Source organism: Phaeobacter sp. (assembly GCF_022825805.1).
GTDB lineage: Bacteria > Pseudomonadota > Alphaproteobacteria > Rhodobacterales > Rhodobacteraceae > Phaeobacter.
Genome location: NZ_JAJDWC010000125.1, coordinates 12,998 through 35,029 on the forward strand (window position 1 = coordinate 12,998; position 22,032 = coordinate 35,029).

26 protein-coding genes are annotated in these 22,032 nt (G+C 57.8%); 17 read left to right on the forward strand and 9 right to left on the reverse strand.

Annotated features, from left to right (window positions below; genetic code table 11):
* The first annotated feature begins 14 nt into the window (after window positions 1-14).
* The 3 genes from def (Q0C28_RS14670) to fmt all read left to right on the forward strand — a co-directional run bounded on the left by def (Q0C28_RS14670) (window position 15) and on the right by fmt (window position 1,998).
* Window positions 15-524, forward strand: a complete 510-nt coding sequence (gene def, locus Q0C28_RS14670) for a peptide deformylase (RefSeq protein ID WP_293576887.1) — start codon at window positions 15-17, stop codon at window positions 522-524.
* The gene (def, locus tag Q0C28_RS14675; protein WP_293576888.1) at window positions 521-1,018 is read left to right on the forward strand and encodes a peptide deformylase; all 498 of its coding nucleotides are present in this window, start codon (window positions 521-523) and stop codon (window positions 1,016-1,018) included. Before def (Q0C28_RS14670) ends, def (Q0C28_RS14675) begins: the two co-directional genes overlap by 4 nt.
* 71 nt (window positions 1,019-1,089) lie before the next feature.
* Complete coding sequence (fmt, locus tag Q0C28_RS14680; protein ID WP_293576889.1) at window positions 1,090-1,998, forward strand: methionyl-tRNA formyltransferase; 909 nt, start codon at window positions 1,090-1,092, stop codon at window positions 1,996-1,998.
* 20 nt (window positions 1,999-2,018) lie between these two features.
* Here the strand turns inward: fmt and Q0C28_RS14685 are convergent, their stop codons facing one another.
* The 6 genes from Q0C28_RS14685 to Q0C28_RS14710 form a co-directional block, all read right to left on the reverse strand.
* Window positions 2,019-2,642: a trimeric intracellular cation channel family protein gene (locus Q0C28_RS14685; protein ID WP_293576890.1), complete on the reverse strand. Its 624-nt coding sequence runs from the start codon at window positions 2,640-2,642 to the stop codon at window positions 2,019-2,021.
* Window positions 2,639-3,106, reverse strand: a complete 468-nt coding sequence (gene rnhA / locus Q0C28_RS14690) for a ribonuclease HI (RefSeq protein WP_293576891.1) — start codon at window positions 3,104-3,106, stop codon at window positions 2,639-2,641. Before rnhA ends, Q0C28_RS14685 begins: the two co-directional genes overlap by 4 nt.
* On the reverse strand, window positions 3,099-3,713 hold the full coding sequence (locus tag Q0C28_RS14695) for a bifunctional 2-polyprenyl-6-hydroxyphenol methylase/3-demethylubiquinol 3-O-methyltransferase UbiG (RefSeq protein WP_293576892.1): 615 nt from the start codon (window positions 3,711-3,713) through the stop codon (window positions 3,099-3,101). Before Q0C28_RS14695 ends, rnhA begins: the two co-directional genes overlap by 8 nt.
* Window positions 3,713-4,165, reverse strand: a complete 453-nt coding sequence (locus Q0C28_RS14700) for a DUF3429 domain-containing protein (protein ID WP_293576893.1) — start codon at window positions 4,163-4,165, stop codon at window positions 3,713-3,715. Before Q0C28_RS14700 ends, Q0C28_RS14695 begins: the two co-directional genes overlap by 1 nt.
* A 265-nt stretch (window positions 4,166-4,430) precedes the next feature.
* Window positions 4,431-5,375, reverse strand: a complete 945-nt coding sequence (ispH, locus tag Q0C28_RS14705) for a 4-hydroxy-3-methylbut-2-enyl diphosphate reductase (protein WP_293576894.1) — start codon at window positions 5,373-5,375, stop codon at window positions 4,431-4,433.
* Between the two features lie 268 nt (window positions 5,376-5,643).
* The gene (locus tag Q0C28_RS14710; protein WP_293576895.1) at window positions 5,644-6,213 is read right to left on the reverse strand and encodes an NYN domain-containing protein; all 570 of its coding nucleotides are present in this window, start codon (window positions 6,211-6,213) and stop codon (window positions 5,644-5,646) included.
* 137 nt (window positions 6,214-6,350) lie between these two features.
* Between Q0C28_RS14710 and folK the strand changes: the two genes are divergently transcribed.
* The 11 genes from folK to recO all read left to right on the forward strand — a co-directional run bounded on the left by folK (window position 6,351) and on the right by recO (window position 15,140).
* Window positions 6,351-6,920 carry a 2-amino-4-hydroxy-6-hydroxymethyldihydropteridine diphosphokinase gene (gene folK / locus Q0C28_RS14715; protein WP_293576897.1) on the forward strand — a complete coding sequence of 190 codons (570 nt, stop codon included), beginning with the start codon at window positions 6,351-6,353 and terminating at the stop codon, window positions 6,918-6,920.
* A 91-nt stretch (window positions 6,921-7,011) separates the two neighbouring features.
* Window positions 7,012-7,365, forward strand: coding sequence for a DNA-directed RNA polymerase subunit omega (gene rpoZ / locus Q0C28_RS14720; protein WP_293576898.1), 354 nt, complete (start codon window positions 7,012-7,014; stop codon window positions 7,363-7,365).
* A gap of 41 nt (window positions 7,366-7,406) precedes the next feature.
* Window positions 7,407-9,539: a bifunctional (p)ppGpp synthetase/guanosine-3',5'-bis(diphosphate) 3'-pyrophosphohydrolase gene (locus tag Q0C28_RS14725; protein ID WP_293576899.1), complete on the forward strand. Its 2,133-nt coding sequence runs from the start codon at window positions 7,407-7,409 to the stop codon at window positions 9,537-9,539.
* A gap of 31 nt (window positions 9,540-9,570) precedes the next feature.
* On the forward strand, window positions 9,571-10,236 hold the full coding sequence (locus Q0C28_RS14730) for a DUF2062 domain-containing protein (RefSeq protein WP_293576900.1): 666 nt from the start codon (window positions 9,571-9,573) through the stop codon (window positions 10,234-10,236).
* An 87-nt stretch (window positions 10,237-10,323) separates the two neighbouring features.
* A complete protein-coding gene (locus Q0C28_RS14735; protein WP_293576901.1) occupies window positions 10,324-11,085 on the forward strand; it encodes a pyridoxine 5'-phosphate synthase in 762 nt (253 codons plus the stop codon).
* A 75-nt stretch (window positions 11,086-11,160) separates the two neighbouring features.
* Window positions 11,161-11,592, forward strand: coding sequence for a holo-ACP synthase (gene acpS / locus Q0C28_RS14740; protein WP_293576902.1), 432 nt, complete (start codon window positions 11,161-11,163; stop codon window positions 11,590-11,592).
* Between the two features lie 62 nt (window positions 11,593-11,654).
* On the forward strand, window positions 11,655-12,491 hold the full coding sequence (lepB, locus tag Q0C28_RS14745) for a signal peptidase I (RefSeq protein ID WP_293576903.1): 837 nt from the start codon (window positions 11,655-11,657) through the stop codon (window positions 12,489-12,491).
* A complete protein-coding gene (gene rnc / locus Q0C28_RS14750) occupies window positions 12,488-13,174 on the forward strand; it encodes a ribonuclease III (RefSeq protein ID WP_293576904.1) in 687 nt (228 codons plus the stop codon). The genes lepB and rnc overlap by 4 nt, the downstream gene beginning before the upstream one ends.
* Window positions 13,171-14,076 carry a GTPase Era gene (gene era / locus Q0C28_RS14755; protein WP_293576905.1) on the forward strand — a complete coding sequence of 302 codons (906 nt, stop codon included), beginning with the start codon at window positions 13,171-13,173 and terminating at the stop codon, window positions 14,074-14,076. Before rnc ends, era begins: the two co-directional genes overlap by 4 nt.
* A 5-nt stretch (window positions 14,077-14,081) precedes the next feature.
* Window positions 14,082-14,411 (forward strand): DUF1491 family protein, encoded by a 330-nt coding sequence (locus Q0C28_RS14760; RefSeq protein ID WP_293576906.1) that lies wholly within the window; start codon window positions 14,082-14,084, stop codon window positions 14,409-14,411.
* A gap of 3 nt (window positions 14,412-14,414) precedes the next feature.
* Complete coding sequence (gene recO, locus Q0C28_RS14765) at window positions 14,415-15,140, forward strand: DNA repair protein RecO (RefSeq protein WP_293576907.1); 726 nt, start codon at window positions 14,415-14,417, stop codon at window positions 15,138-15,140.
* Here the strand turns inward: recO and Q0C28_RS14770 are convergent.
* Complete coding sequence (locus Q0C28_RS14770; RefSeq protein WP_293576908.1) at window positions 15,124-15,528, reverse strand: META domain-containing protein; 405 nt, start codon at window positions 15,526-15,528, stop codon at window positions 15,124-15,126. The two genes, recO and Q0C28_RS14770, sit on opposite strands and share 17 nt — an antisense overlap.
* A gap of 93 nt (window positions 15,529-15,621) precedes the next feature.
* Window positions 15,622-17,307 (reverse strand): acyl-CoA dehydrogenase family protein, encoded by a 1,686-nt coding sequence (locus Q0C28_RS14775; RefSeq protein ID WP_293576909.1) that lies wholly within the window; start codon window positions 17,305-17,307, stop codon window positions 15,622-15,624.
* A 146-nt stretch (window positions 17,308-17,453) separates the two neighbouring features.
* Between Q0C28_RS14775 and Q0C28_RS14780 the strand changes: the two genes are divergently transcribed.
* Both Q0C28_RS14780 and Q0C28_RS14785 read left to right on the forward strand, forming a co-directional pair.
* The gene (locus tag Q0C28_RS14780; RefSeq protein WP_293576910.1) at window positions 17,454-18,242 is read left to right on the forward strand and encodes a sulfite exporter TauE/SafE family protein; all 789 of its coding nucleotides are present in this window, start codon (window positions 17,454-17,456) and stop codon (window positions 18,240-18,242) included.
* A gap of 57 nt (window positions 18,243-18,299) precedes the next feature.
* Window positions 18,300-19,199, forward strand: a complete 900-nt coding sequence (locus tag Q0C28_RS14785) for a cation diffusion facilitator family transporter (RefSeq protein ID WP_293576911.1) — start codon at window positions 18,300-18,302, stop codon at window positions 19,197-19,199.
* A gap of 89 nt (window positions 19,200-19,288) precedes the next feature.
* On the opposite strand, the gene Q0C28_RS14790 is transcribed toward Q0C28_RS14785, so the two are convergent.
* Window positions 19,289-20,890, reverse strand: coding sequence for a phosphoenolpyruvate carboxykinase (locus Q0C28_RS14790; RefSeq protein WP_293576912.1), 1,602 nt, complete (start codon window positions 20,888-20,890; stop codon window positions 19,289-19,291).
* Between the two features lie 346 nt (window positions 20,891-21,236).
* Here Q0C28_RS14790 and Q0C28_RS14795 point away from each other — a divergent pair, with 346 nt between their 5' ends.
* Window positions 21,237-21,911: a response regulator transcription factor gene (locus tag Q0C28_RS14795; protein ID WP_293576913.1), complete on the forward strand. Its 675-nt coding sequence runs from the start codon at window positions 21,237-21,239 to the stop codon at window positions 21,909-21,911.
* Window positions 21,912-22,032 lie beyond the last annotated feature (121 nt).

Sequence of the window (22,032 nt, forward strand, 5' to 3'; positions counted from 1 at the left end):
GAAAGGGCCATCTGATGGCTGTTTTGCAAATTGTTGCCTGGCCCGATCCTGTGCTGTCAGCAGTGGCTGAACCGGCTACCGATGTGTCAGAAATCGCGGATCTGGCCGCTGATATGTTGGAGACAATGTATTCGGCGCCCGGTCGTGGTCTTGCGGCTCCTCAGGTGGGCCACTCCCTGCGCTTGTTCGTCATGGACACCACCTGGAAAGACGAGGAACGCACGCCTATGGTGTTCATCAACCCAGAGATCTTGGACCGATCATCCATGATGACTGTCGGGCCCGAAGGATGTCTGTCCATCAAGGGCGTAAGCCTGGATGTGGAACGATCCGATTGGGTCGATGTTGCATGGACCACACTGCAGGGCGAACGGCGGACGCAACGGTTCGATGGGTTTGATGCGATCTGCATCCAGCATGAAAACGACCACCTTGATGGTCTTGTGACGTTTGACCGTGTGTCCGCTGCGGTGCGCAAAGAGGTCGAAGCGGCCTATCATTTACTTTTGGAGACCACAAAATGACCGTTCGTACCTGTTTGCCCTGGCCTGACAAACATCTGCGCAGCCGTGCGGCAGAGGTGTCGTCCATCACTGAAGAAACGCTTCAGATCTGGCAGGATATGATCGACACGATGGAGGCAATGCCCGGCGTTGGTCTGGCTGCCAACCAAATTGGTATCCTACAGCGTCTTGCGGTTGTGGATGGCTCGGCTGAGCGTGGCCGTGCGGTGCGATTGGCCAATCCAGAGGTGCTGCATGCCTCCGTCGAATTGCGGGCGCATGAGGAGGCCAGCCCGAACCTTCCCGGTGTATCAGCCAATATCAAACGCCCACGTGCGGTGACGGTTCGCTATATGGATGAAACCGGCGCAGTTGTTGAACGTGATTTTGTGGGGATCGAAGCCACCAGTGTTCAGCATCAGATCGATCATCTGAACGGCAAGATGTATTTTGATCGCCTGTCCAAGGTGAAGCGCGATATGCTGCTGCGCAAAGCGAAAAAGCTGAACGGCTGATCACGACCAAAGAACTAAATCGGCTGACGACACCCTTCTGTGGGGGCAAGCCAACGGAAAAGAGGCGGCGAATGCGCATTGTTTTTATGGGAACTCCCGACTTCTCGGTTCCGATCTTGGATGCGCTTGTTGCAGCGGGCCATGACATTGCAGCCGTGTATTGCCAGCCGCCCCGGCCTGCAGGACGTGGGAAGAAAGATCGGCCAACACCGGTTCACGCGCGGGCCGAGGCGCTGGGGCTTGAGGTGCGCCATCCCGCCAACTTCAAGGACGCGGAAGCACGGACTGCCTTTTCAGATCTTGCCGCGGATCTCGCGGTTGTGGTGGCCTATGGCCTGATCCTGCCTCAGAGCATTTTGGACGCCCCAAAACACGGTTGTCTGAACATTCACGCCAGTCTGCTGCCAAGATGGCGGGGGGCCGCCCCTATTCACCGGGCCATTATGGCCGGTGATGCCCAAACGGGTGTAGGGATCATGCAGATGGAGGCGGGCTTGGACACCGGGCCTGTGCTGCTGGAACAGACAACGGACATCGCAGCGGATGAAACCACTGCGGATCTCCATGATCGTTTGTCGGCCATGGGTGCCGATCTGATCGTGCGCGCGATCGAGCAATTGCCCGACCTCAGCCCGAAGGTGCAATCCCAACACGGGGTGACCTATGCGCATAAGATCTCCAAATCCGAGGCGCGCATTGATTGGGCGCAGTCATCTGTGGAGGTAGATCGCCAGATCCGCGGTTTATCGCCGTTTCCGGGTGCCTGGTGTGAATTGGAGGGGCAGCGTGTGAAACTGCTCGCCTCTCGTGTGATCGATGGCAACGGGGCGCCGGGAACGGTTTTGGATGATGCGCTGTCTGTCGCCTGTGGCGACGGCGCCGTGGAACTGCTGCGCCTGCAGCGTCCCGGCAAAGGCGCCCAGGAGCGAGAGGTTTTCCTGCGGGGCTTTCCGCTTGCGAAGGGTGCGCGCTTTGAATGAAGGCAGGTCTCGATCGCGTTTCAACTGCGGGGTGGGCGCGAGCGATAGACTGGCAAATGCCAGCCAAACGCGATTGATCCTGCCCGCAACACCCAACATGTGAGGGCACAAACACTCAGCGCCCATTGCGTGGGTAGCCCATAGCTGATCGCGACAACAGCGCAGATCGCACCCGCCATGGCGCAGGAGATGTACAACTCACCTTGTTTCAACACCAATGGCACCTCGTTGCAGACAACGTCCCGCATCAACCCGCCCAAGGTGCCGGTTGCCATGCCCATCAACACAACAATGATGGCCGGTTGGTCGCTGACCAATGCCGCGCCCGTGCCAGCGGACACCGCAATGGCGAGCGCAAAGCTGTCCAGCCAGACCACCCATCGCAGACGGCTTTCCACCAGATGAGCGGTGAAGAAAACCACAACTGCCGCGCCACCTGCGATCAGGATGTTGTTTGGATCCGCAATCCAAAACACAGTGTCCCGGTTTAGCAGGAGGTCGCGGACCGTGCCGCCGCCGACCGCTGTCAAACACGCGACAAAGGCAAAGCCGACGATGTCCAGCTGCGCACGGCTTGCAACCAATGCGCCGGATGCCGCAAAAACCAGGACTGACGCATAGTCGAGGAGCGTGAGGATGCTCATGCTTTGGATTTGTTGGGTTTGAACGGTGCCATGCCCGCGCGGGCAAGTTCATCGGCGCGTTCGTTCTCCGGGTGGCCAGCGTGGCCTTTCACCCATTCCCACGTCACGGTATGGCGACGCTGTGCCTCGTCCAGGCGCTGCCACAGCTCCACATTCTTGACGGGTTTCTTTGATGCCGTTTTCCAGCCATTGCGCTTCCAGCCGTGAATCCAGCCGGTGACGCCATTTTTCACATAGGCGGAGTCTGTCACCACAGTGATTGTCGATGGGCGCGCCAGGCTCTCCAGAGCGTTGATGGCCGCCAACAATTCCATTCGGTTGTTGGTGGTTTCCGGCTCGCCGCCCTTGAGCTCTTTTTCCTTCAGGACCGCATCGCCATCCATGGCCCGCAACAGCGCGCCCCATCCCCCTGGTCCTGGATTACCGGAGCAGGCGCCGTCGGTATAGGCAAACAGATCAGCCATGACAGGCCACCGAAATCCATTGTGCGACAGTCCCGTCCAACCCAGTGCTCTCGCCGTGGACAGTGTTTTGGGGCGTGAACCCAGCGGCATGAAGCAACTGCAGCAATTCCTCTTCCTCGTAGTAGGTGTAAAGTCGGCCAATCGGGTCGCGCGCTTCGCCTGTTCCCAGCTTCAGGGCGATGTAGAAGGGAGCGTGGCTGCGCAATACGCGCCGGATCCGCGCCAAATGCCCAGGGAATGCTGCGCGCGGCGCGTGCAGCAGGCTGAAATTGGCCCAAACTCCGTCGTAGATATCTTCGCCGTCGATGTCGTCAAAGCTGGCCAGCAGCGTTGTGACGCCTCGGTGTCGGGCCGCCAGTTTGAGCATCTCGTCGGACGCGTCCATCGCAATCGGTGCCAACCCCGCTTTGGCCATGACAGCGCTGGAGACACCAGGTCCGCATCCCAAATCGAGCACTTTGCCCCCCTTGGGACAGGCTGCAATGAAGGCTGCAAGCTGCGGGTCGTTTTCCATCGCGCGTTCATTTTGTTCGACATAATCCTGCGCCCGCGCAGCATAGACATCAAGTGTTTCGCGATCTGTCCCAGTGAGCGACGAGCCAGTCATCAGAAATACACTCCGACCGAAAGACAAAGCAAAACGATCACCGTCAACAGAAGGCGCAGATGCATCCACCACGGTGGTGTCAGTTTCCATGTGTAAAAGGCGAAATCCAGCAACAGCAAACCGGCAAACCCGTAAATCAGGTTCACGGCGGCGCTAGTGGGGCCACCGCCGGTCATGAAAAAGGCCCAGAGCGCAGGAATGACCGACAAGGCGTAACCCACGGCCGCGCGCATGCCAGAGGTTCGCGTTGCAAACCCCCAAAGCACGCCGGACATGAAGCTCAGGATAACCGCTCCGTAGGAGAGTTGAATGTAGGGGCCAACAAACCGTGGGCCCAGTGCATCCAGCCCCCAGGTCAGCAATCCTGGAAAGGACAGTGTCGCAGCGCCCCACACAAAGGGTATCAGACCAGCCAGACCCAACAGTAGGGGGGCAAGGGGTATTCGGCGCATTCGTCAACTCCGCAGCATCAAGTGGAGGGTATCTCCCTATGCGGTTATCCTACCGCAGCTTGTGGGTTCAAGTCCGTTCAACTGTCAATGACGCCGCTAGCGGTTGGGTTTCGATCCCGAAAGCCCCCAATCCCGGACAACGGAGGGGCGCGGTGGAGGAGATGTAATTTGGAGCAAAGGGCCTGCGCGGCAACTGATTGGCGACCGCCAGACCGCTCGCGTCGATCGCCAAGCGAGCAGTGTATGCGACCCTGGCTTAGGCGTTTTAGGCGCGCAAAACCCGGGGCACTTTGAACTCCACGCGTTCAATCGCGGTTTCGACGATTTCAACCGTGACATCATAATGCGCGCGAAAAGCATCGATCACTTCGTTGACCAGCAGCTCAGGGGCGGAGGCTCCGGCGGTGATGGCGACGGTTTTGATCCCCTCCAGAGCACGCCAATCAATATCGTCGGCGCGCTGGACGAGTTGGGCATAGTTGCAGCCTGCCTTTGCGCCCACTTCAACGAGGCGTTTGGAGTTGGATGAGTTGGGCGCGCCAACAACCAGCAAGGCATCTGCCTTCGGCGCGACCTCTTTCACAGCGTCCTGCCGGTTCGTGGTCGCATAGCAGATGTCTTCCTTGTGGGGGCCGACAATATTGGGGAACCTGTTTTGCAAGGCTTCGACGATATCTTTTGTGTCGTCGACCGACAGGGTCGTCTGGGTGACATAGGCGAGGCGATCTGGGTCTCTGACCGTGACGCTTTCCACATCTGCAGTGGTTTCTACCAAAAGGACCTCTCCATCTGGCAGTTGTCCCATGGTCCCGATGGTTTCAGGATGACCTTTGTGACCAATCATGATCATCTGTAGGCCGTTTTCTGCGTGGCGTTGCGCCTCGATGTGGACCTTTGAAACCAGCGGGCAGGTCGCGTCCACGTAGATCATCTCCCGTGCCGAGGCCTCTGCCGGAACAGACTTTGGCACACCATGGGCCGAGAAAATCACTGGGCGATCATCCGGGCATTCATCCAGCTCTTCGACAAAAACGGCCCCTTTGTCGCGAAGACCATCAACCACGAATTTGTTGTGCACGATTTCGTGCCGCACATAGACGGGCGCGCCCCATTTCTCGATCGCCATTTCAACGATCTTGATGGCGCGATCCACACCCGCGCAAAAGCCACGTGGTGCAGCGAGAAAAAGGGTGAGGGCTGGCTTGGTCATCGCGGTCTCCTTGCTCTCCAGAGCTAGGACTTTCTCCTTCAAAGGTCTAGTCCTTGACGGTCAGGCTGGCTTTGAAATTTAGCGGGGCCGCGTCTGTTGGCGCGTGCAGTAGGCAAGCCAATGTAGATCAAATCTGACCGCAAAAATGGCAAAACCCGCAGCGCTTTGGGAAAGTCGCTCCGGGTTTGCCGATTGCAAGCTCCAACCGCGTAGCTGCAGCGTCGACGCTGGCTGGTCAGTCAGGGCCTGGGATCTTCGTTGGTCGGGTCTAGTCGTTGGTAGGGGACAATGGCCGTGTGTCACCAGGGTCGCGGGGCGGACGCCCGATCACGTCCTTCAACTCTTCAAGCTCGATGAAGTTATCGGCTTGGCGCCGCAGTTCGTCGGAGATCATCGGCGGTTGGCTGCGGATTGTTGATACGACAGACACCCGGACACCCTGCCGCTGCAGACTGGCAATCAAAGGTCGGAAATCACCATCGCCGGAAAACAAGACGATGTGATCAACGCGGGGTGCCAGTTCCATGGCATCGACGGTCAATTCGATATCCATGTTGCCTTTGACTTTGCGCCGACCCATGCTGTCGGTGTATTCCTTGGCGGGTTTTGTCACCATGGTGAAACCGTTGTAATGCAACCAGTCCACCAATGGTCGGATTGGCGAATACTCGTCGTTCTCCAACAGTGCTGTGTAGTAAAAGGCCCGCAACAGTTTGCCGCGGCGCATGAATTCCTGTCGCAGCAATTTGTAGTCGATATCAAATCCCAACGCTTTGGCGGCGGCATATAGATTCGAACCATCGATGAACAGCGCGAGCCGTTCGTCTTTGTAAAACATCAAATGTGTCCTTCCGGTAAGTCTGTTTTCGGCAGGGGTCCGTGAGTGAATGCTGAAATGTGCCGAAACAGGTGGACATAATGTAGGTTATTTGACATTTGCCGCAAGGCTAGGAGTTTGCAGAAACAGGGGGTGAGATGTCCGAATTCCGGTCAATGGCGCTTATAGCCTTGGGGGGAAACCTGCCTATCGGCGAGCAAACAGTCGTCCGCTCTCTCATAGGTGCGATTGAACTCTTGTGCGAATCAGAGGTTCAGCTGACCGCTGTGTCACGGTTCTACCAAACGCCTTGTTTCCCGGCCGGTGCAGGTCCTGATTTTGTGAATGCCGCCATCGCAGTTGGCACCAACCTGGAGGCAGATGCCTTGCTGGCGAAACTCCACGACATTGAAGCGAGTTTTGCGCGCAAGAGAGAGCAGCGTTGGGGAACGCGCACCCTCGATCTCGATCTGATTGCATATGACGCGGTCGTGCGGCCAGACCGAGATGGGTTTTTGGCATGGAAAGATCTCTCCCTGGATCAGCAGATGTCGGATGCCCCCGAACAGCTCATCTTGCCGCATCCGCGTATACAGGATCGAGCCTTTGTCCTGGCTCCGCTGCGCGATATCGCCGCCGATTGGTGCCATCCTGTGCTGGATCAAACCGTCGATGAAATGTGCAAAGCCTTGCCAAAGGACGAATTCGCCGCAGTTTCCCCGCTTTGAGGCGTTGCTTTCGCGGATCTGCGCTTGTCAAGGCTTTCCTATGGTTCTACATATCGGCCTTCTGGACCCTTTTTGATTTGGAGACTCGCCTATGGCCCGCGTGACGGTTGAAGACTGTGTAGATAAAGTTCCCAACCGCTTTGAGCTGGTGATGCTTGCTGCCCATCGTGCACGCGAGATTTCCGCTGGTGCCGCGCTGACAGTGGAGCGCGACAACGACAAGAACCCCGTGGTGTCCCTGCGCGAAATCGCGGACGAGACCCAAAGCGCGGATTCGCTGCGTGAACGCCTGATCGAAAGCAACCAGACCCAGATCGAGGTCGATGAGCCGGAAGATGATTCCATGGCTCTGCTGATGGGCGCCGACAACGACAAGCCTGCAGCGGACGATATGTCCGAAGAAAAACTGCTCCGCGCGCTGATGGAGGCGCAGGGGCAGGGCTGAGTGTAGGCACACTCTAAAATAGATGAGGCTGCGGACCGGATATGATTTCTCCAGATGACCTGATTGCTCTGGTCCGCAACTACAACCCCAAGACCAATGCCGACCGGATCGCTGACGCCTATCAGTTTGGCGAGCAGATGCACGAAGGGCAGTTTCGCCATTCTGGTGAACCCTATTTCACGCATCCCGTCGCAGTGGCAGCCATCCTGACAGAACAGCGCCTGGATGATGCAACCATCATCACAGCACTGCTGCACGACACCATCGAAGACACCAAAGCGTCCTATGACGAAGTGGCCTCGCGGTTTGGCGACGAGGTGGCCATGTTGGTGGACGGCGTCACGAAGCTGACCAACCTGCAACTTTCCAGCCGTGAAACCAAGCAGGCAGAGAACTTCCGCAAGCTGTTCATGGCGATGTCGAAAGACCTGCGGGTGATTTTGGTGAAGCTGGCGGACCGGCTGCACAATATGCGCACAATCAAGGCGATGCGCCCTGAAAAACAGGCTCAGAAAGCGCGGGAAACCATGGATATCTACGCGCCTCTGGCCGGGCGCATGGGGATGCAGTGGATGCGCGAAGAGCTGGAAGATCTGGCGTTTCGCGTTCTGAACCCCGAAGGGCGGCAGTCGATCATCCGCCGGTTTGTGACCCTGCAGCGAGAGACTGGTGATGTGATCCATCGGATCACGGGCGACATGCGGATTGAGCTGGAGAAAGCGGGTATTGAGGCAGAGGTCTTTGGTCGTGCCAAGAAACCGTATTCCATCTGGCGGAAGATGCAGGAGAAAGATCAGGGGTTTTCTCGCCTGTCCGACATCTACGGGTTCCGGATCATCACGGTCGGCGACGAAGACACTTATCGTGCGCTAGGGGCGATCCACCAACGTTGGCGTGCGGTGCCTGGCCGGTTCAAAGACTACATCAGCCAGCCCAAATCTAATGGATACCGCTCTATCCACACCACGGTGTCCGGGCGCGATGGGAAACGTGTCGAGGTCCAGATTCGCACGCGGCAAATGCACGATGTTGCAGAAACCGGTGTGGCCGCCCATTGGTCTTATCGAGACGGCATTCGCTCCGAAAACCCCTTTGCGGTGGATCCCGCGAAGTGGATTGCCTCGTTGACTGAACAGTTCGACGCCGAAGAGGACCATGATGAGTTCCTCGAAGCGGTCAAGCTGGAGATGTATTCGGATCAGGTGTTCTGTTTCACGCCAAAGGGTGATGTGATCAAACTGCCCAAGGGTGCCACGCCGATTGACTATGCTTACGCGATCCACACACGGATTGGGCACGCCTGCGTCGGCGCCAAGGTGGACGGCATTCGCGTTCCGCTCTGGACCCGGCTGCGCAATGGCCAATCGGTGGAGATCATCATCGCAGAGGGACAAACACCGCAGGTAAGCTGGTTGGAGATTGCGACAACGGGCAAGGCCCGGACAGCCATTCGTCGCGCTCTGCGCGATGCCGACCGGGCGCGATTTGTCAAGCTGGGCCATGAACTTGCGCGTTCCGCCTTTGAACATGTTGGGCGCAAAGCAACCGACAAGGCACTGGAAACTGCGGCGCGTGCACTTCGCGTCAACTCGGTCGACGAATTGCTGGCGCGTCTGGGGGCGGCCGTTTTGACGGCCCATGATGTGGTCCAGGCCGTGTACCCGGATCTTGCGCCAGATGACAGTGATGAGGTCTCGCCACGGCGCGCAGTAATCGGTCTCGAACCGGGACAGAGCTTTGAGCGGGCGCCCTGCTGCCAGCCGCTGCCGGGAGAGCGCATTGTTGGGATCACCTATCGTGGGCGCGGCGTTGTGGTCCATGCCATGGATTGCGACACACTGGGCGAGCTGGAGGACCAGCCTGAACGCTGGGTCGATTTGCATTGGCACAGTGGCACGCACCCCGCGGTTTATGGCGTCACGTTGGAGCTGACCATTGGCAATGATGCCGGGGTGCTGGGACGTATTTGCACATTGATCGGTGAGAAGAAGGCCAATATCTCTGACCTAGAATTTGTCGATCGGAAACCAGACTTTTACCGGCTTATGATCAACGTTGAGCTGAGGGATGTGGAGCAGCTGCATTCTTTGATGTTGATGCTGGAAGCCGAGAGCGATGTCGCTGCTGTGGCGCGGTTCCGTGACTTACCGGAAAGCCGCCCCAGCTTAGGGTAGACGCTCAGAGCGATTGGAAGGACTCACACCGTTGGTATTCAGGCGCCGTGATAGACGTCCGCTGACCCGCGCGGTTGCAGACTTCCTTTGGCCGCGTGGCGGCTGGGGGCGGGCCTTTCACTACGTCAAACATCGCGTGCGCCGTCTGCCGGATTCGCCGGAACGCATTGCCCGCGGGGTCTGGGCCGGGGTTTTCACGACGTTCACACCATTCTATGGGCTGCATTTCATCGTTGCGGCTCTGATTGCGCGGCTGATGAATGGAAACATACTGGCGGCGCTGAGCGGCACGTTCTTTGGCAATCCTCTGACATATGTTCCAATTGGTGTTGCCTCGCTTCAGACGGGCCACTGGCTGCTTGGCACGGAGTTTGATGCCGAAGTGGACAAATCGCTGGTCGGGAAGTTTTTTGCAGCCGGTGAGGATTTGTTCGATAACCTGCTTGCCCTCGTCTTTGACCGTCCTGCGGACTGGCAGGGGCTGCATCTGTTTTATCACGAGGTGTTTTACCCCTACCTGGTCGGAGGAGTGATTCCTGGCGTAATTACGGCCACCGTTTGCTATGTTTTGTCTGTGCCGGTTATCCGTGCTTATCAGCAGCGACGCCGTGCAAAAATCAAAGCTAAATTCGAAGTTATCAAGAAACGCGCCGCCTTGGATCGCTCAAACGGCAGCGGGCAGCAAGGCTCAGCTTGAAACACGGTTTTCTTTCGCCTGCGGGGTTGCTGTTCGGCTAAGAGGTCCTAGAGTTTCGGCAGATTTGCCGAATTGAGGATTGCAAACATGGCACAGACTTCCCTGCGGACGGGCCCTCTGCGGCTGGGCGTGAACATCGACCACGTGGCCACTGTGCGCAACGCACGTGGAGGGGATACCCCTGATCCGGTGCGCGCTGCGAAACTGGCAGAAGAGGCAGGCGCGGATGGCATCACCGCTCACCTGAGAGAGGATCGCCGTCACATTGCTGACCGCGATATCGATGCGCTGATGGAGGCGCTGCGCGTCCCTTTGAACTTTGAAATGGCGGCGACCGAAGAAATGCAGCGCATCGCATTGCGCCACAAACCGCATGCTGTCTGTATCGTGCCAGAAAAACGCGAAGAGCGAACAACCGAAGGTGGGTTGGATGTCAGGCGCGACGAAAACTGGCTCGCAAACTACATCGGTCCGTTGCGCGACGCCGGATGTCGTGTGTCGATTTTCATCGCTGCGGACAAACGCCAGATCGAAGCGGCCCATCGCATCGGGGCAGAGGTGATTGAACTGCACACGGGCGCATATTGCGATGCCCATGCCGACGGAGATTTCGAGAAGCGAGACGCTGAATTGGCGTCGTTGCGCGAAATGTCGACATTTGCCCATTCATTGGGTCTGGAGGTCCATGCAGGTCACGGCCTGACCTATGACACCGTGCAGCCGATTGCAGCCTTTCCCGAGGTGCAGGAACTGAACATCGGTCACTTTCTGATCGGTGAGTCGATTTTCCGGGGGCTGACACCGGCGATTGCCGAAATGCGCCGCCTGATGGATGAAGCTCAGGGCTAGTCTCTGGTCTCGCAAGAGGCGGCGATCACTGCGCGGCCTCTTGCCACTGCGTGCCAGATACCTTTTGATTGCAAGATGATTTTAGGTATCGGCACTGATTTAGCGAACATCGATCGGATCCAGCGGACGCTGGATCGTTTTGGGGACAGGTTTCGAAACCGTGTGTTCACCGAAACCGAACAGGCCAAGGCCGAACGTAGAAGAGATGTTGCTGGAACCTACGCCAAGCGGTGGGCCGCCAAAGAGGCTTGCTCCAAAGCGCTTGGCACGGGGTTGCGGATGGGGATCGCCTGGAAAGACATGGCAGTATCCAATCTGCGCACAGGCCAACCCGTCATGCATCTCACCGGGTGGGCGGCGGATCGGTTGCAGCAAATGACCCCTGATGGATATGAAGCCATCATCCATGTGACCCTGACCGATGATCATCCTTGGGCGCAGGCCTTTGTGATGATAGAAGCGCGGCCCTGCGCCAATCAGCCCACCGGTGACCGGGCGGGTGCTTGACTTACCTTTGTCTGCCCCGCATGAAGCGCCGGACCCTTTGAGCAACGCAACCGGAGAGCCAGATGACGGCCAAAGCATCAGTCGGAAGTTCGATCCTTGAGACCGTGAAAACGATTGTCTACGCCCTGCTGATCGCTGGCGTGTTTCGGACGCTGTTTTTCCAGCCTTTCTGGATTCCATCTGGTTCCATGAAAGAGACGCTGCTGATTGGCGACTTCCTCTTCGTCAACAAGATGGCTTATGGCTATTCCTCAGCCTCCTGTCCCAGCTTGAAATTCCCGAGCGTCGGCATCGACATCGACAGCTCCGATCTTTGTGGCTTTCTGGATGGGGACAACAGCCGGATCCTGGCGGGTGAGCCTGAACGTGGCGATGTTGTGGTGTTCCGTCACCCCGTCAACAACAACGATTTCATCAAACGGCTGGTCGGTCTGCCGGGCGATAAGATCCAGATGAAAGATGGGGCTCTCTATATTAACGGTACCGCTGTCGCGGTGCGTGATTCGGGCCAGTTCGAAGAGGTGATGGCACCTCAGGGACCTGCCGGGTCGTTCCCACTGTGTGAAAACGCCCCTGTGGGGGCAGGTGGGCTGTGCACCAAATCGCGCAGCATTGAAACCTTGCCCGGTGGCAAAGAATATGTGGTCTTGAACATCGGCAATCAGGGGATGGACCACACTGGCGTCTTCCAGGTACCGGATGGGCATTTCTTCTTTATCGGGGACAATCGCGACAATTCCTCTGACAGCCGTCTGCCGCAGTCTGCAGGTGGTGTCGGGTTTGTGCCTTTCGAAAATCTCATTGGTCGCGCGGATCGCATCATGTTCTCGTCCGCTGGCCGCTCCATGCTGTTTTTCTGGACCTGGCGTGGGGATCGTTTCTTCAAGGGGATCGAGTGAAACTCTCTAAGGAAATGCGCGCTTTCGAAGCGCGGATCGAATACCATTTTGCAGAGCCCGCCCTTTTGGTGCGGGCTTTGACGCACGCGTCCGTGTCCTCTCCAAACCGACAGGACAACCAAAGACTGGAGTTTTTGGGAGATCGGGTTCTGGGGCTGGTTATGGCAACCGCTCTGCTGGAAAAGGACAAAACCGCCCCCGAAGGACAATTGGCGCCGCGGTTCAACGCGCTTGTGCGCAAAGAAACCTGCGCAGATGTGGCGCGCCAGATTGATCTTGGCAGTGTGCTCAAACTCGGCCGATCTGAAACTCTGTCAGGTGGGCGCCGCAAGCAAGCGCTGCTCGGTGACGCGATGGAGGCTGTTATCGCGGCAGTCTATAAAGACGGTGGGTTTGATGCCGCGCAGCAGCTGATCCTGCGCCTGTGGGGGGACCGTATCGGCCGGGTTGAGGCCGACGCACGCGACGCCAAAACCACGCTGCAGGAGTTCGCCCAAGCCAGAGGGGAGCAGCCGCCAAAGTATGTGCTGCTGGAACGCAAAGGGCCGGATCATCAGCCGGAGTTCACGATTTCGGTTCAGCTGCAGGATGGCACCGAAGGGCAGGCCACCGCGGGATCAAAACGACAGGCAGAGCAGGCCGCCGCAAAAGCGCTGTTGGCGCAATTGGAGCAAGACAGATGACGACACGCGCAGGATTTGTGGCTCTGATTGGTGAGCCGAACGCCGGGAAATCGACCCTTTTGAACCGCATGGTCGGCGCGAAGGTCTCTATTGTGACCCACAAAGTCCAGACCACCCGAGCCCGTATTCGTGGCGTGGCGATGGAAGGCGACAGCCAGATCGTCTTTGTGGATACTCCAGGCCTGTTTCGTCCTCGTCGCCGGTTGGATCGCGCGATGGTGGCTGCTGCTTGGGGTGGCGCGGCAGACGCGGATGTTGTCGTGCTCATGATTGAGGCTCACCGCGGCATCACAGAGGGTGTTGAGCGGATCCTCGATGGGCTTTCCGAGATCGGTGAAGGCCGCCGGGTTGCCCTGGCGATCAACAAGATCGACCGGGTTCAATCAGAGGTGCTTCTTGGCCTGACGCAGGATCTGAACGACAGGTTTGAATTCTCGGAGACCTTCATGATCTCTGCCGAGCGGGGGCATGGTGTTGACGCCCTGCGGGGCTGGCTGGCAGCCGAGCTGCCGGAAGGCCCATGGCTGTATCCCGAAGACCAAATCGCGGATCTGCCGATGCGGATGATCGCGGCTGAGATGACGCGCGAAAAACTGACGCTGCGGCTGCATCAGGAACTGCCATATCAGTTGACCGTCGAAACGGAACACTGGGAAGAGCGCAAGGATGGCTCTGCGAAGATCGACCAAGTCATCTATGTTATGCGCGATGGTCACAAGGGCATCGTTCTTGGCAAACGTGGCGAAACCATCAAAGCCGTCAGTCAGGCTGCACGCGCGGAATTGGCGGAGTTCCTTGACCGCAAAGTGCATCTGTTTCTGCAGGTGAAAGTCCGACCGAACTGGCTGGAAGAGGCTGAGCGGTACTCCGAGATGGGGCTGGATTTCAAGGATGGGAACTGACGCCGATGGCGCGGCTGACGGCCAGTTTCTGGGTTCAGGCGTATCTCACGCGGCTCCGGCTTTCCGATATCCCTGCGTTTGTCACGGCCCATGGTGATGACACCGCAGGCGCGGTTCTGGTGAAGGTGAACAGTCTGGACGGACAAGCGCTTGCACTGCATCGCTCCTACGATCTGATGAGCGGGACCCGCAGTTGGGTCGCCCTTGCCGATGGCGCAGAGAGCGATGTGGATGCGGCGATTGCGAAACAGCGCAGTTTTGATCCAGATCTCTGGGTCATCGAAGTCGAAGACCGCGAGGGTCGGCATCTGCTGGATGAACCGGGGTTGGAGTGAACGATGGAGTGGCGTGATCAGGGCATATTGCTGAAAATCCGCCGCCATGGGGAAAGCTCTGCGATCCTGGATGTGTTTACCATCGAACATGGCCGTCATGCGGGGGTCGTCCGTGGGGGTGCCAGCCGGAAGATGGCGCCTGTCTTGCAGCCCGGCGCCCAGTTGGATCTACTTTGGCGGGCCCGGCTCGAAGATCATCTGGGCAGTTATCAGACCGAATTGATCCGCAGCCGTGCGGCCTCGGCGATGTCCAGTCGTTTGGCGCTTGCCGGGCTCAATGCGGTGACGTCGCTGTTGGCGTTCGCTCTGCCAGACCGCGAGCCACATCCAGATCTGTATGGGCGCAGTGAACGCCTGCTGGATCTATTGGGGCAAGACGACATCTGGCCACTTGCCTATTTGCACTGGGAAATGGCGCTTCTGGAGGATCTTGGCTTTGGGCTCGATCTCAGCAGCTGTGCCGTTACCGGGCGCCAGGACAATCTGATTTATGTGTCCCCCAAAAGCGGTCGCGCGGTTTGTGCGGAGGCGGCTGGCGACTGGGCGGATCGTTTGTTGCCGCTGCCGGCCGTCCTGCGGGGCGAGGGCGAGGCAGAAAACCTCGAGATTGCCGCGGCCCTGTCCACGACCGGATTTTTCCTGCAAAACAGATTGGCCCCTTCTCTGGGGCAACTGCCTGTGCCAGAGGCCCGCGGGCGTTTTCTGGATGTCCTTAGTCGGCAGCCGTGAACACCATTTCCCGACCTGCATCATTTGACAGGATCATCACACGTCCTTTGATTTCAACCACCTGCATTTGCTGCAGCGCCTCAAGAATGGTGGTCTCTTCCGCCAGGGCAGGGCAAACCCGCCGCGTTGTGGCAAGCTGCTCCAGCTCAAACCAGGGGTAGGGGCTGCGCAATTGCGCTACGAGCTGATTGCAGGGGAGTACGCCGCTCACCGATGACCGGCGGTCAAAACTGAGCGTTGTGCTCGCGCTGACAGTAGTCTCGTCGATCTCCTGTAGCGCCCAGACCTGCCCCTTCCCTCCATAAGCGCGTAGGGTTTCATCTCCGATACAGCCTGCGGCAGCAAGAAACGGAAACATGGCAATAGCGGGAAGAAGTGTTCTGGTCATGGCCGCACGCTAGCCATTGCGGCAGGCGCGTCAACGCAAAATCCCGACATCTTTGGGATGTCGGGACAAGATCATTGGGTGCTTCAGGAGCGGTTACGCAAGCAGACGCCGCGCAATAACCTGCGCTTGGATTTCTGCGGCCCCTTCAAAGATGTTTAGGATCCGCGCATCACACAGAATGCGGCTGATTTTGTATTCCAAGGCAAAACCATTGCCGCCATGTATCTGCAACCCGTTGTCTGCGGCGGTCCACGCCACGCGCGCGCCAAGGAGCTTGGCCATACCTGCTTCCAGATCGCACCGATTGCCATTGTCTTTTTCCCAGGCAGAGAAATAGGTCAGCTGACGCGCGATCATGATCTCCACGGCCATCATGGCCAGTTTGGACGCGACCCGTGGAAAGGCGATCAGCGGTTTGCCAAACTGTTTGCGATCTTGGGCGTATTGCATGGCGATATCCAGCGCGGATTGCGCCACGCCGACAGCGCGTGCAGCGGTCTGAATGCGTGCTGATTCAAAGGTTTCCATCAGCTGTTTGAAGCCTTTGCCCTCTTCGCCGCCGAGAAGGTTCTCTCGCTTCACGTGAAACCCATCGAATGCGAGCTCATATTCTTTCATGCCCCGATACCCGAGCACCTCGATTTCGCCGCCGGTCATGCCCTCGGTTGGAAATGGATTGTCTTCGGTGCCTGGCGTTTTCTCGGCCAGAAACATCGACAGTCCGCGGTGATCTTTGCTGTCCGGATCGGTGCGGGCCAACAGGGTCATCACCTGCGTTCGGGTGGCATGGGTGATCCAGGTTTTGTTGCCTGTGATCTTATAGTCCCCGGCGGCATCCTTTACGGCCCGGGTGCGCAGAGCACCCAAATCAGATCCTGTGTTCGGTTCGGTGAAAACTGCAGTGGGCAGGATTTCGGCACTTGCGAGTTTGGGCAGCCAGTTGGCTTTTTGCTCTTCTGTGCCGCCTGCGATGATCAACTCAGCGGCAATTTCAGAGCGGGTGCCAAGGCTGCCAACCCCGATGTAGCCGCGCGACAGCTCTTCTGAGACGACGCACATAGAGGCTTTGGACAGGCCAAAGCCACCATATTCCTCTGGGATTGTCAGACCAAAGACACCCATTTCCGCAAGCTCGTCGATGATTTCCATCGGGATCAGTTCATCTTTGAGATGCCAGTCATGTGCATCAGGTTCCACCCGGTCGATGGTATAGCGGCGGAACTGATCGCGGATCATTTCCAACTCTTCATCCAGGCCGGAGGCACCAAACAGGACCGATCCCGCCTGTTCCTGCATCAGCTCAACCAATCGCAGACGAGCAGCTTGCGTGTTGCCGCTGTCGCACAGGCTCATTACGGCCGGGGACATCAGCATACGCTGGCTGTCTTGTGACAGACCGAGATCCTGCAGGCGCAGAATTTCACCCTGGTTCATCTGGATGCCGCCATAGATCTGCCAGAGATATTCACCAAACCCGATCTGCAGCAAAAGCTGCTCCATCTCAGTGAATTTCCCCTGTTCCTGCAGGTCTGTGCCCCAACGATGCATTTGGCGCAGGCTGTAAGCATAGGTCGCCAGCCAGGCCAAACCATGGGCTGCCGTCTGATGTTGTTCGATCAATGCGCCAGACACGCGCTCGTTTTCGGTGACAAGGTCGCGGACCGTCAGTCGTGCGGTCTCGAGCAGTTGGTCCACAGGTTCAAGCGCGGCGGCCGTCAATGACAGTACATTTGGAAGTAGCGTCGGTTGCATTTGCTGGTCCTGTCCGTCGTGAGCCATGAATCACATCCTTTTCTGCTGTCTACGTGGTAATCACTTTGCACTTGCAGCGCAATAAAAATACGTTGTGACGCTGTGTTTCGATTAAAAATTACCATTGTAATTTTGCAGGTGCAGCGTTGGCCAGCTGTGCTAAGGGTCTGATCATGTCTGAGAATTATGTCATCGCCCTGTTTCTTCCAGCTGATCTGGATGTCGTTAATCTTTGGTTCGCCTTTGCCATTGCGGTCTTGGCCGGTCTGGTCAAAGGGTTGGTCGGTTTCGCCATGCCCATGATCCTTGTGTCCGGGTTGAGCCTGTTCTTGCCGCCGGAGATTGCCTTGGCCGGTCTGATCTTCCCGACCTTCGTGACCAATGGCATGCAAGCCCTGCGTCAAGGTGCGGAGGCAGCGTGGCAGTCGATCAAGCGGTTCCGTATTTTTCTGCTGGTTGGGTTGGTGTTTCTACTGTTCAGCGCGCAATTCGTTCGCGTCTTTCCGGCTGATGTGATGTTGATCGTGTTGGGGACTTTGGTGACGACATTTGCGCTGCTGCAATTGTTCGGGCTTGCAATCCCTATTCGCGCCGCGACAACACGCGTCGAAGCCACGGTTGCAGCGATTGCCGGGTTCATTGGTGGCTTTTCAGGGATCTGGGGCCCGCCCACAGTGGCGTATTTGACGGCGCTTGGCACCGAGAAGAAAGAGCAGATGCGCGTGCAGGGCGTGATCTATGGTCTGGGCGCGGTTGCATTGCTTGTGGCGCATCTCGGCTCTGGCGTCATGCGGGCCGAGACGGCACCTTTCTCTATGGCGTTGGTGCCTCCGGCAATCCTTGGGATGTGGTGTGGGAGCCAACTGCAGGATCGGATCAACCAGCACACATTCCGTCGGGCAACACTTATTGTCTTGCTGATCGCAGGAGCCAACCTGTTGCGCCGTGGCCTGGTGATGTAGCCTGGTCAGACCAGGCGCCCGTTCAGAGCGCCGAAACGATTGATAGGGACGGGTCAGATGACCGGGAAACTGACAGCGCAGCAACTGGCCGGCCTCTCTGTGTTGGTAGCCTGCGTTGTTCTGTTGCTGAAGACATTTGCCTGGTGGATGACCGGCTCGATTGCGCTGTTCTCGGATGCGCTAGAGTCGCTGGTGAATATTGGCAGCGCAGCCATCGCGTGGTTGGCGCTGCGCTATGCCAGACGTCCAGCTGACCGTGGCCATCCGTTTGGGCATCACAAGGCCGAGTATTTTTCCGCTGTCTTGGAAGGCATCCTGATCATCGTCGCCGCATTGCTGATTGTGCAGGAGGCGGCTGTCGCCTTGTTTCGCACCCAGCCGGAGGTCAGCTGGGCCCCATTGGGTCTGTGGGTGAACGCTGTGGCGATGGCGATCAATTTGGTCTGGGCGCGCGTCCTGATCGCGCGTGGTCGGCTGGTGGCGTCTCCGGCGCTGACGGCGGGTGGGCGGCATTTGATGACAGATGTCTGGACCTCCGCGGGTGTTTTGGTCGGACTGGTCATTGCCATTCTGACGGGTCTGCCCTGGCTGGACCCTTTGTTGGCGCTTGTGATTGCGGCCAATATTCTGTGGGAGGGGTACAAGGTTGTCGCGAGCTCTATTGGCGGCTTGATGGACGAAGCCGCGCCTGCCCACGAACAGGCGGAAATCGAATCTATTATTCATCGTACTGCACAGGGTGCGCTGCAGGTGCACGGGCTAAAGACACGACGGGCCGGACAAGCGATGTTTGTGGAGTTTCATCTGGTGGTGTCAGGGAATATGACGGTCCGCAGCTCCCACGCGATTTGCGATCGTATCGAGGAGGCCATTCGTGCGTCCCTACCGACGGCCGAAGTCACCATCCATGTCGAACCAGAACACAAACGGGAGCCGGTCGGATTGGAGTTCGACTGATCCCAGCGCAATGTGCGCTGCCAAAAACAAAGCCCCGGAGAGGATCCGGGGCTCAGGTGTTCAATGTGCTGTCTAGGCAGGGGCTTTAATCAGCCGCTGATGGCCGCCGCTTTTACATCGTCGTCGATGTAGGGCAGGTATTTCTCGAAGTTGTCAGAGAACATCTGCACCAGTTTCGCGGCCTGCGCGTCATAAGCGCTTTGATCGTCCCAGGTGCGACGCGGATCCAGCAGGACCTCTGCCACGCCAGGAACGGTCACCGGCACGTCAAAGCCAAAGTTGCTGTCCTTGCGGTATTCCGCTTCGGCGAGCGATCCATCCAAAGCTGCGGTCAGCAGGGCGCGGGTGGCGCGGATCGGCATACGGGATCCGATGCCATATGCACCGCCGGTCCAGCCGGTGTTGACCAGCCAGCATGTCGCGCCGTGCTGGGCGATCTTTTCGCGCAGCAGGTTGCCGTAAACCTCCGGGCGACGCGGCATGAATGGCGCGCCAAAGCAGGTGGAGAATGTGGGCTCCGGCTCGGTCACGCCGCGCTCTGTCCCGGCCACTTTGGAGGTGAAGCCTGACAGGAAGTGATACATCGCCTGTGCTGGGGTCAGGCGTGCGATCGGAGGAAGCACACCAAAGGCATCACAGGTCAACATGATGATGTTCTTTGGATGTCCGCCACGGGCGCTGTCAGATGCGTTGGAGATGTAGTGCAGCGGATAAGCGCAACGCATATTTGCGGTGAGGCTATCGTCGTTGAAATCCAGCTCTTTGGTCTCGGGATCAAACACCATGTTCTCGATCACGGTGCCGAACTTTGACGTGGTCGCGTAGATTTCTGGTTCCGCTTCCGGGTTCAGATTGATGGTCTTGGCATAGCAGCCACCTTCGAAGTTGAAGGTGCCATTATCGGCCCAGCCATGTTCGTCATCGCCGATCAGGGTGCGATCGGGGTCGGCCGAGAGGGTGGTTTTGCCTGTGCCGGACAGGCCAAAGAACACAGCCGTATCAACCGGGTTGCCCTTGGCGTGGTTGGCGGAGCAGTGCATCGGCATGATGCCTTTTTCCGGCAGCAGATAGTTCAGCAGCGAGAAGACGGACTTCTTGTTTTCGCCTGCATATTCGGTGCCGCCGATCAGGATCATCTTACGATCGAAGTTCAGTGCGATCACTGTTTCGCTGCGGCAGTTGTGCTTTTGCGGGTCTGCCTGGAAGCTGGGGCAGTTGATGACGGTGAAGTCGGCGATGAACTCGTTCAGATCTTCGCGGTCGGGACGGCGCAGCATCGTGCGGATGAAAAGACCATGCCAGGCCAGCTCGGTCACCATGCGCACGTTGATCGCGTGGGATGGGTCTGCGCCACCGACAAGATCTTGGACAAAGTAGTCTTTGCCCTTCATGTGCTCCAGCATGTCGTCATAGAGCGCGTCAAAGCCTTCGGGGCTCATTTCGGCGTTGTTTTCCCACCAGATGGTGTCGGCAACGCTTGCTGTTTTGACGACATGTTTGTCTTTCGGGGAGCGCCCGGTGAATTTTCCGGTGGTCACCAGGAATGCGCCACCATTGCCGAAGGTGCCTTCGTCGCGCTTCAGCGCGGCCTCGATCAGGGCAGGCTCCATGAGGTTATAATAGACGTTACCCAGTCCTTCGATACCTTGATCTTCGAGGCGGAAATTCGGGTTGACCCGTCCAGATACCATTTGTTTTTCTCCTGTGTCGACCAATGGAGGTCGCAAACAATAAAGCCGCGCCCTGGGGCGTATGCCGGCGTGGAATGCCGATGAGGCTGGTCTTAACATGACCGTTTGCTGGCTGAACAGGAGGCTTTGAGGTAGTTAGCGCCATCACCTGCATGTTTAGCGCAACCATTCATTTTCGAGCCATTCTGGCCCCTGCGATGTCGACCTGTTTAGCGGATGCTAAGGTATTTTTGCCTCAATTGCGGCGAAACAGTGTCCAAGAACCGTGAATTGCATTGATTCGCGGCGGCAGACGGGCGATGAACGATTAAAAAACGTATAAACGAGCAGATTGAGGTTCAATCAGATGTCAAAGATTGCACTTGTCGATGATGACCGAAACATTTTGACCTCGGTCTCGATGACCTTGGAGGCCGAAGGTTTCGAGGTTGAAACGTACAATGATGGACAGGCCGCGCTGGACGCGTTCAACAAGAAACTGCCGGATATGGCTGTTCTTGATATCAAGATGCCGCGCATGGACGGTATGGACCTGCTGCAGCGCCTGCGCCAGAAAACCCAGATGCCTGTCATTTTTCTGACCTCAAAGGATGATGAGATCGACGAGGTGCTCGGTCTTCGCATGGGGGCAGATGACTACGTCAAGAAACCTTTCTCCCAGCGTCTTCTGGTTGAACGCATTCGCGCTCTTCTGCGGCGTCAGGAAGCGATCAGCGGTGATGTCACCGCGACCACGCCAGAGAATAAGGTCATGGAACGCGGCAATCTACGGATGGACCCGCTGCGCCATTCCGTCAGCTGGAAGGGCCAGGATGTTTCGCTGACGGTCACAGAATTCCTGCTGCTGCAGGCGTTGGCACAGCGTCCCGGTTTCGTCAAAAGCCGCGACCAGCTGATGGATGTGGCCTATGACGATCAGGTCTATGTGGATGACCGGACGATCGACAGCCACATCAAACGCCTGCGGAAGAAAATGCGCAGCGCGGACACAGATTTCGCTGCGATGTCGAGAACATTCTGAATTGTCCGGTGTAGGTAACATGCCAATTGTCCGCTTCAGTTAGTACCGCAGCAGCCCAAATCGGAACGAGCCGTAGGCGACTGGAGATTTGGGCTGCTGCGTTCGCACGCGTCGAAGCGGG

Coding starts and splice junctions, on each gene's coding strand:
- def (WP_293576887.1), top strand. CDS start 15: ATGGCTGTTTTGCAAATTGTTGCCTGGCCCGATCCTGTGCTGTCAGCA.
- def (WP_293576888.1), top strand. CDS start 521: ATGACCGTTCGTACCTGTTTGCCCTGGCCTGACAAACATCTGCGCAGC.
- fmt (WP_293576889.1), top strand. CDS start 1,090: ATGCGCATTGTTTTTATGGGAACTCCCGACTTCTCGGTTCCGATCTTG.
- Q0C28_RS14685 (WP_293576890.1), bottom strand. CDS start 2,642: ATGAGCATCCTCACGCTCCTCGACTATGCGTCAGTCCTGGTTTTTGCG.
- rnhA (WP_293576891.1), bottom strand. CDS start 3,106: ATGGCTGATCTGTTTGCCTATACCGACGGCGCCTGCTCCGGTAATCCA.
- Q0C28_RS14695 (WP_293576892.1), bottom strand. CDS start 3,713: ATGACTGGCTCGTCGCTCACTGGGACAGATCGCGAAACACTTGATGTC.
- Q0C28_RS14700 (WP_293576893.1), bottom strand. CDS start 4,165: ATGCGCCGAATACCCCTTGCCCCCCTACTGTTGGGTCTGGCTGGTCTG.
- ispH (WP_293576894.1), bottom strand. CDS start 5,375: ATGACCAAGCCAGCCCTCACCCTTTTTCTCGCTGCACCACGTGGCTTT.
- Q0C28_RS14710 (WP_293576895.1), bottom strand. CDS start 6,213: ATGTTTTACAAAGACGAACGGCTCGCGCTGTTCATCGATGGTTCGAAT.
- folK (WP_293576897.1), top strand. CDS start 6,351: ATGTCCGAATTCCGGTCAATGGCGCTTATAGCCTTGGGGGGAAACCTG.
- rpoZ (WP_293576898.1), top strand. CDS start 7,012: ATGGCCCGCGTGACGGTTGAAGACTGTGTAGATAAAGTTCCCAACCGC.
- Q0C28_RS14725 (WP_293576899.1), top strand. CDS start 7,407: ATGATTTCTCCAGATGACCTGATTGCTCTGGTCCGCAACTACAACCCC.
- Q0C28_RS14735 (WP_293576901.1), top strand. CDS start 10,324: ATGGCACAGACTTCCCTGCGGACGGGCCCTCTGCGGCTGGGCGTGAAC.
- acpS (WP_293576902.1), top strand. CDS start 11,161: ATGATTTTAGGTATCGGCACTGATTTAGCGAACATCGATCGGATCCAG.
- lepB (WP_293576903.1), top strand. CDS start 11,655: ATGACGGCCAAAGCATCAGTCGGAAGTTCGATCCTTGAGACCGTGAAA.
- era (WP_293576905.1), top strand. CDS start 13,171: ATGACGACACGCGCAGGATTTGTGGCTCTGATTGGTGAGCCGAACGCC.
- Q0C28_RS14760 (WP_293576906.1), top strand. CDS start 14,082: ATGGCGCGGCTGACGGCCAGTTTCTGGGTTCAGGCGTATCTCACGCGG.
- recO (WP_293576907.1), top strand. CDS start 14,415: ATGGAGTGGCGTGATCAGGGCATATTGCTGAAAATCCGCCGCCATGGG.
- Q0C28_RS14770 (WP_293576908.1), bottom strand. CDS start 15,528: ATGACCAGAACACTTCTTCCCGCTATTGCCATGTTTCCGTTTCTTGCT.
- Q0C28_RS14775 (WP_293576909.1), bottom strand. CDS start 17,307: ATGGCTCACGACGGACAGGACCAGCAAATGCAACCGACGCTACTTCCA.
- Q0C28_RS14780 (WP_293576910.1), top strand. CDS start 17,454: ATGTCTGAGAATTATGTCATCGCCCTGTTTCTTCCAGCTGATCTGGAT.
- Q0C28_RS14785 (WP_293576911.1), top strand. CDS start 18,300: ATGACCGGGAAACTGACAGCGCAGCAACTGGCCGGCCTCTCTGTGTTG.
- Q0C28_RS14790 (WP_293576912.1), bottom strand. CDS start 20,890: ATGGTATCTGGACGGGTCAACCCGAATTTCCGCCTCGAAGATCAAGGT.
- Q0C28_RS14795 (WP_293576913.1), top strand. CDS start 21,237: ATGTCAAAGATTGCACTTGTCGATGATGACCGAAACATTTTGACCTCG.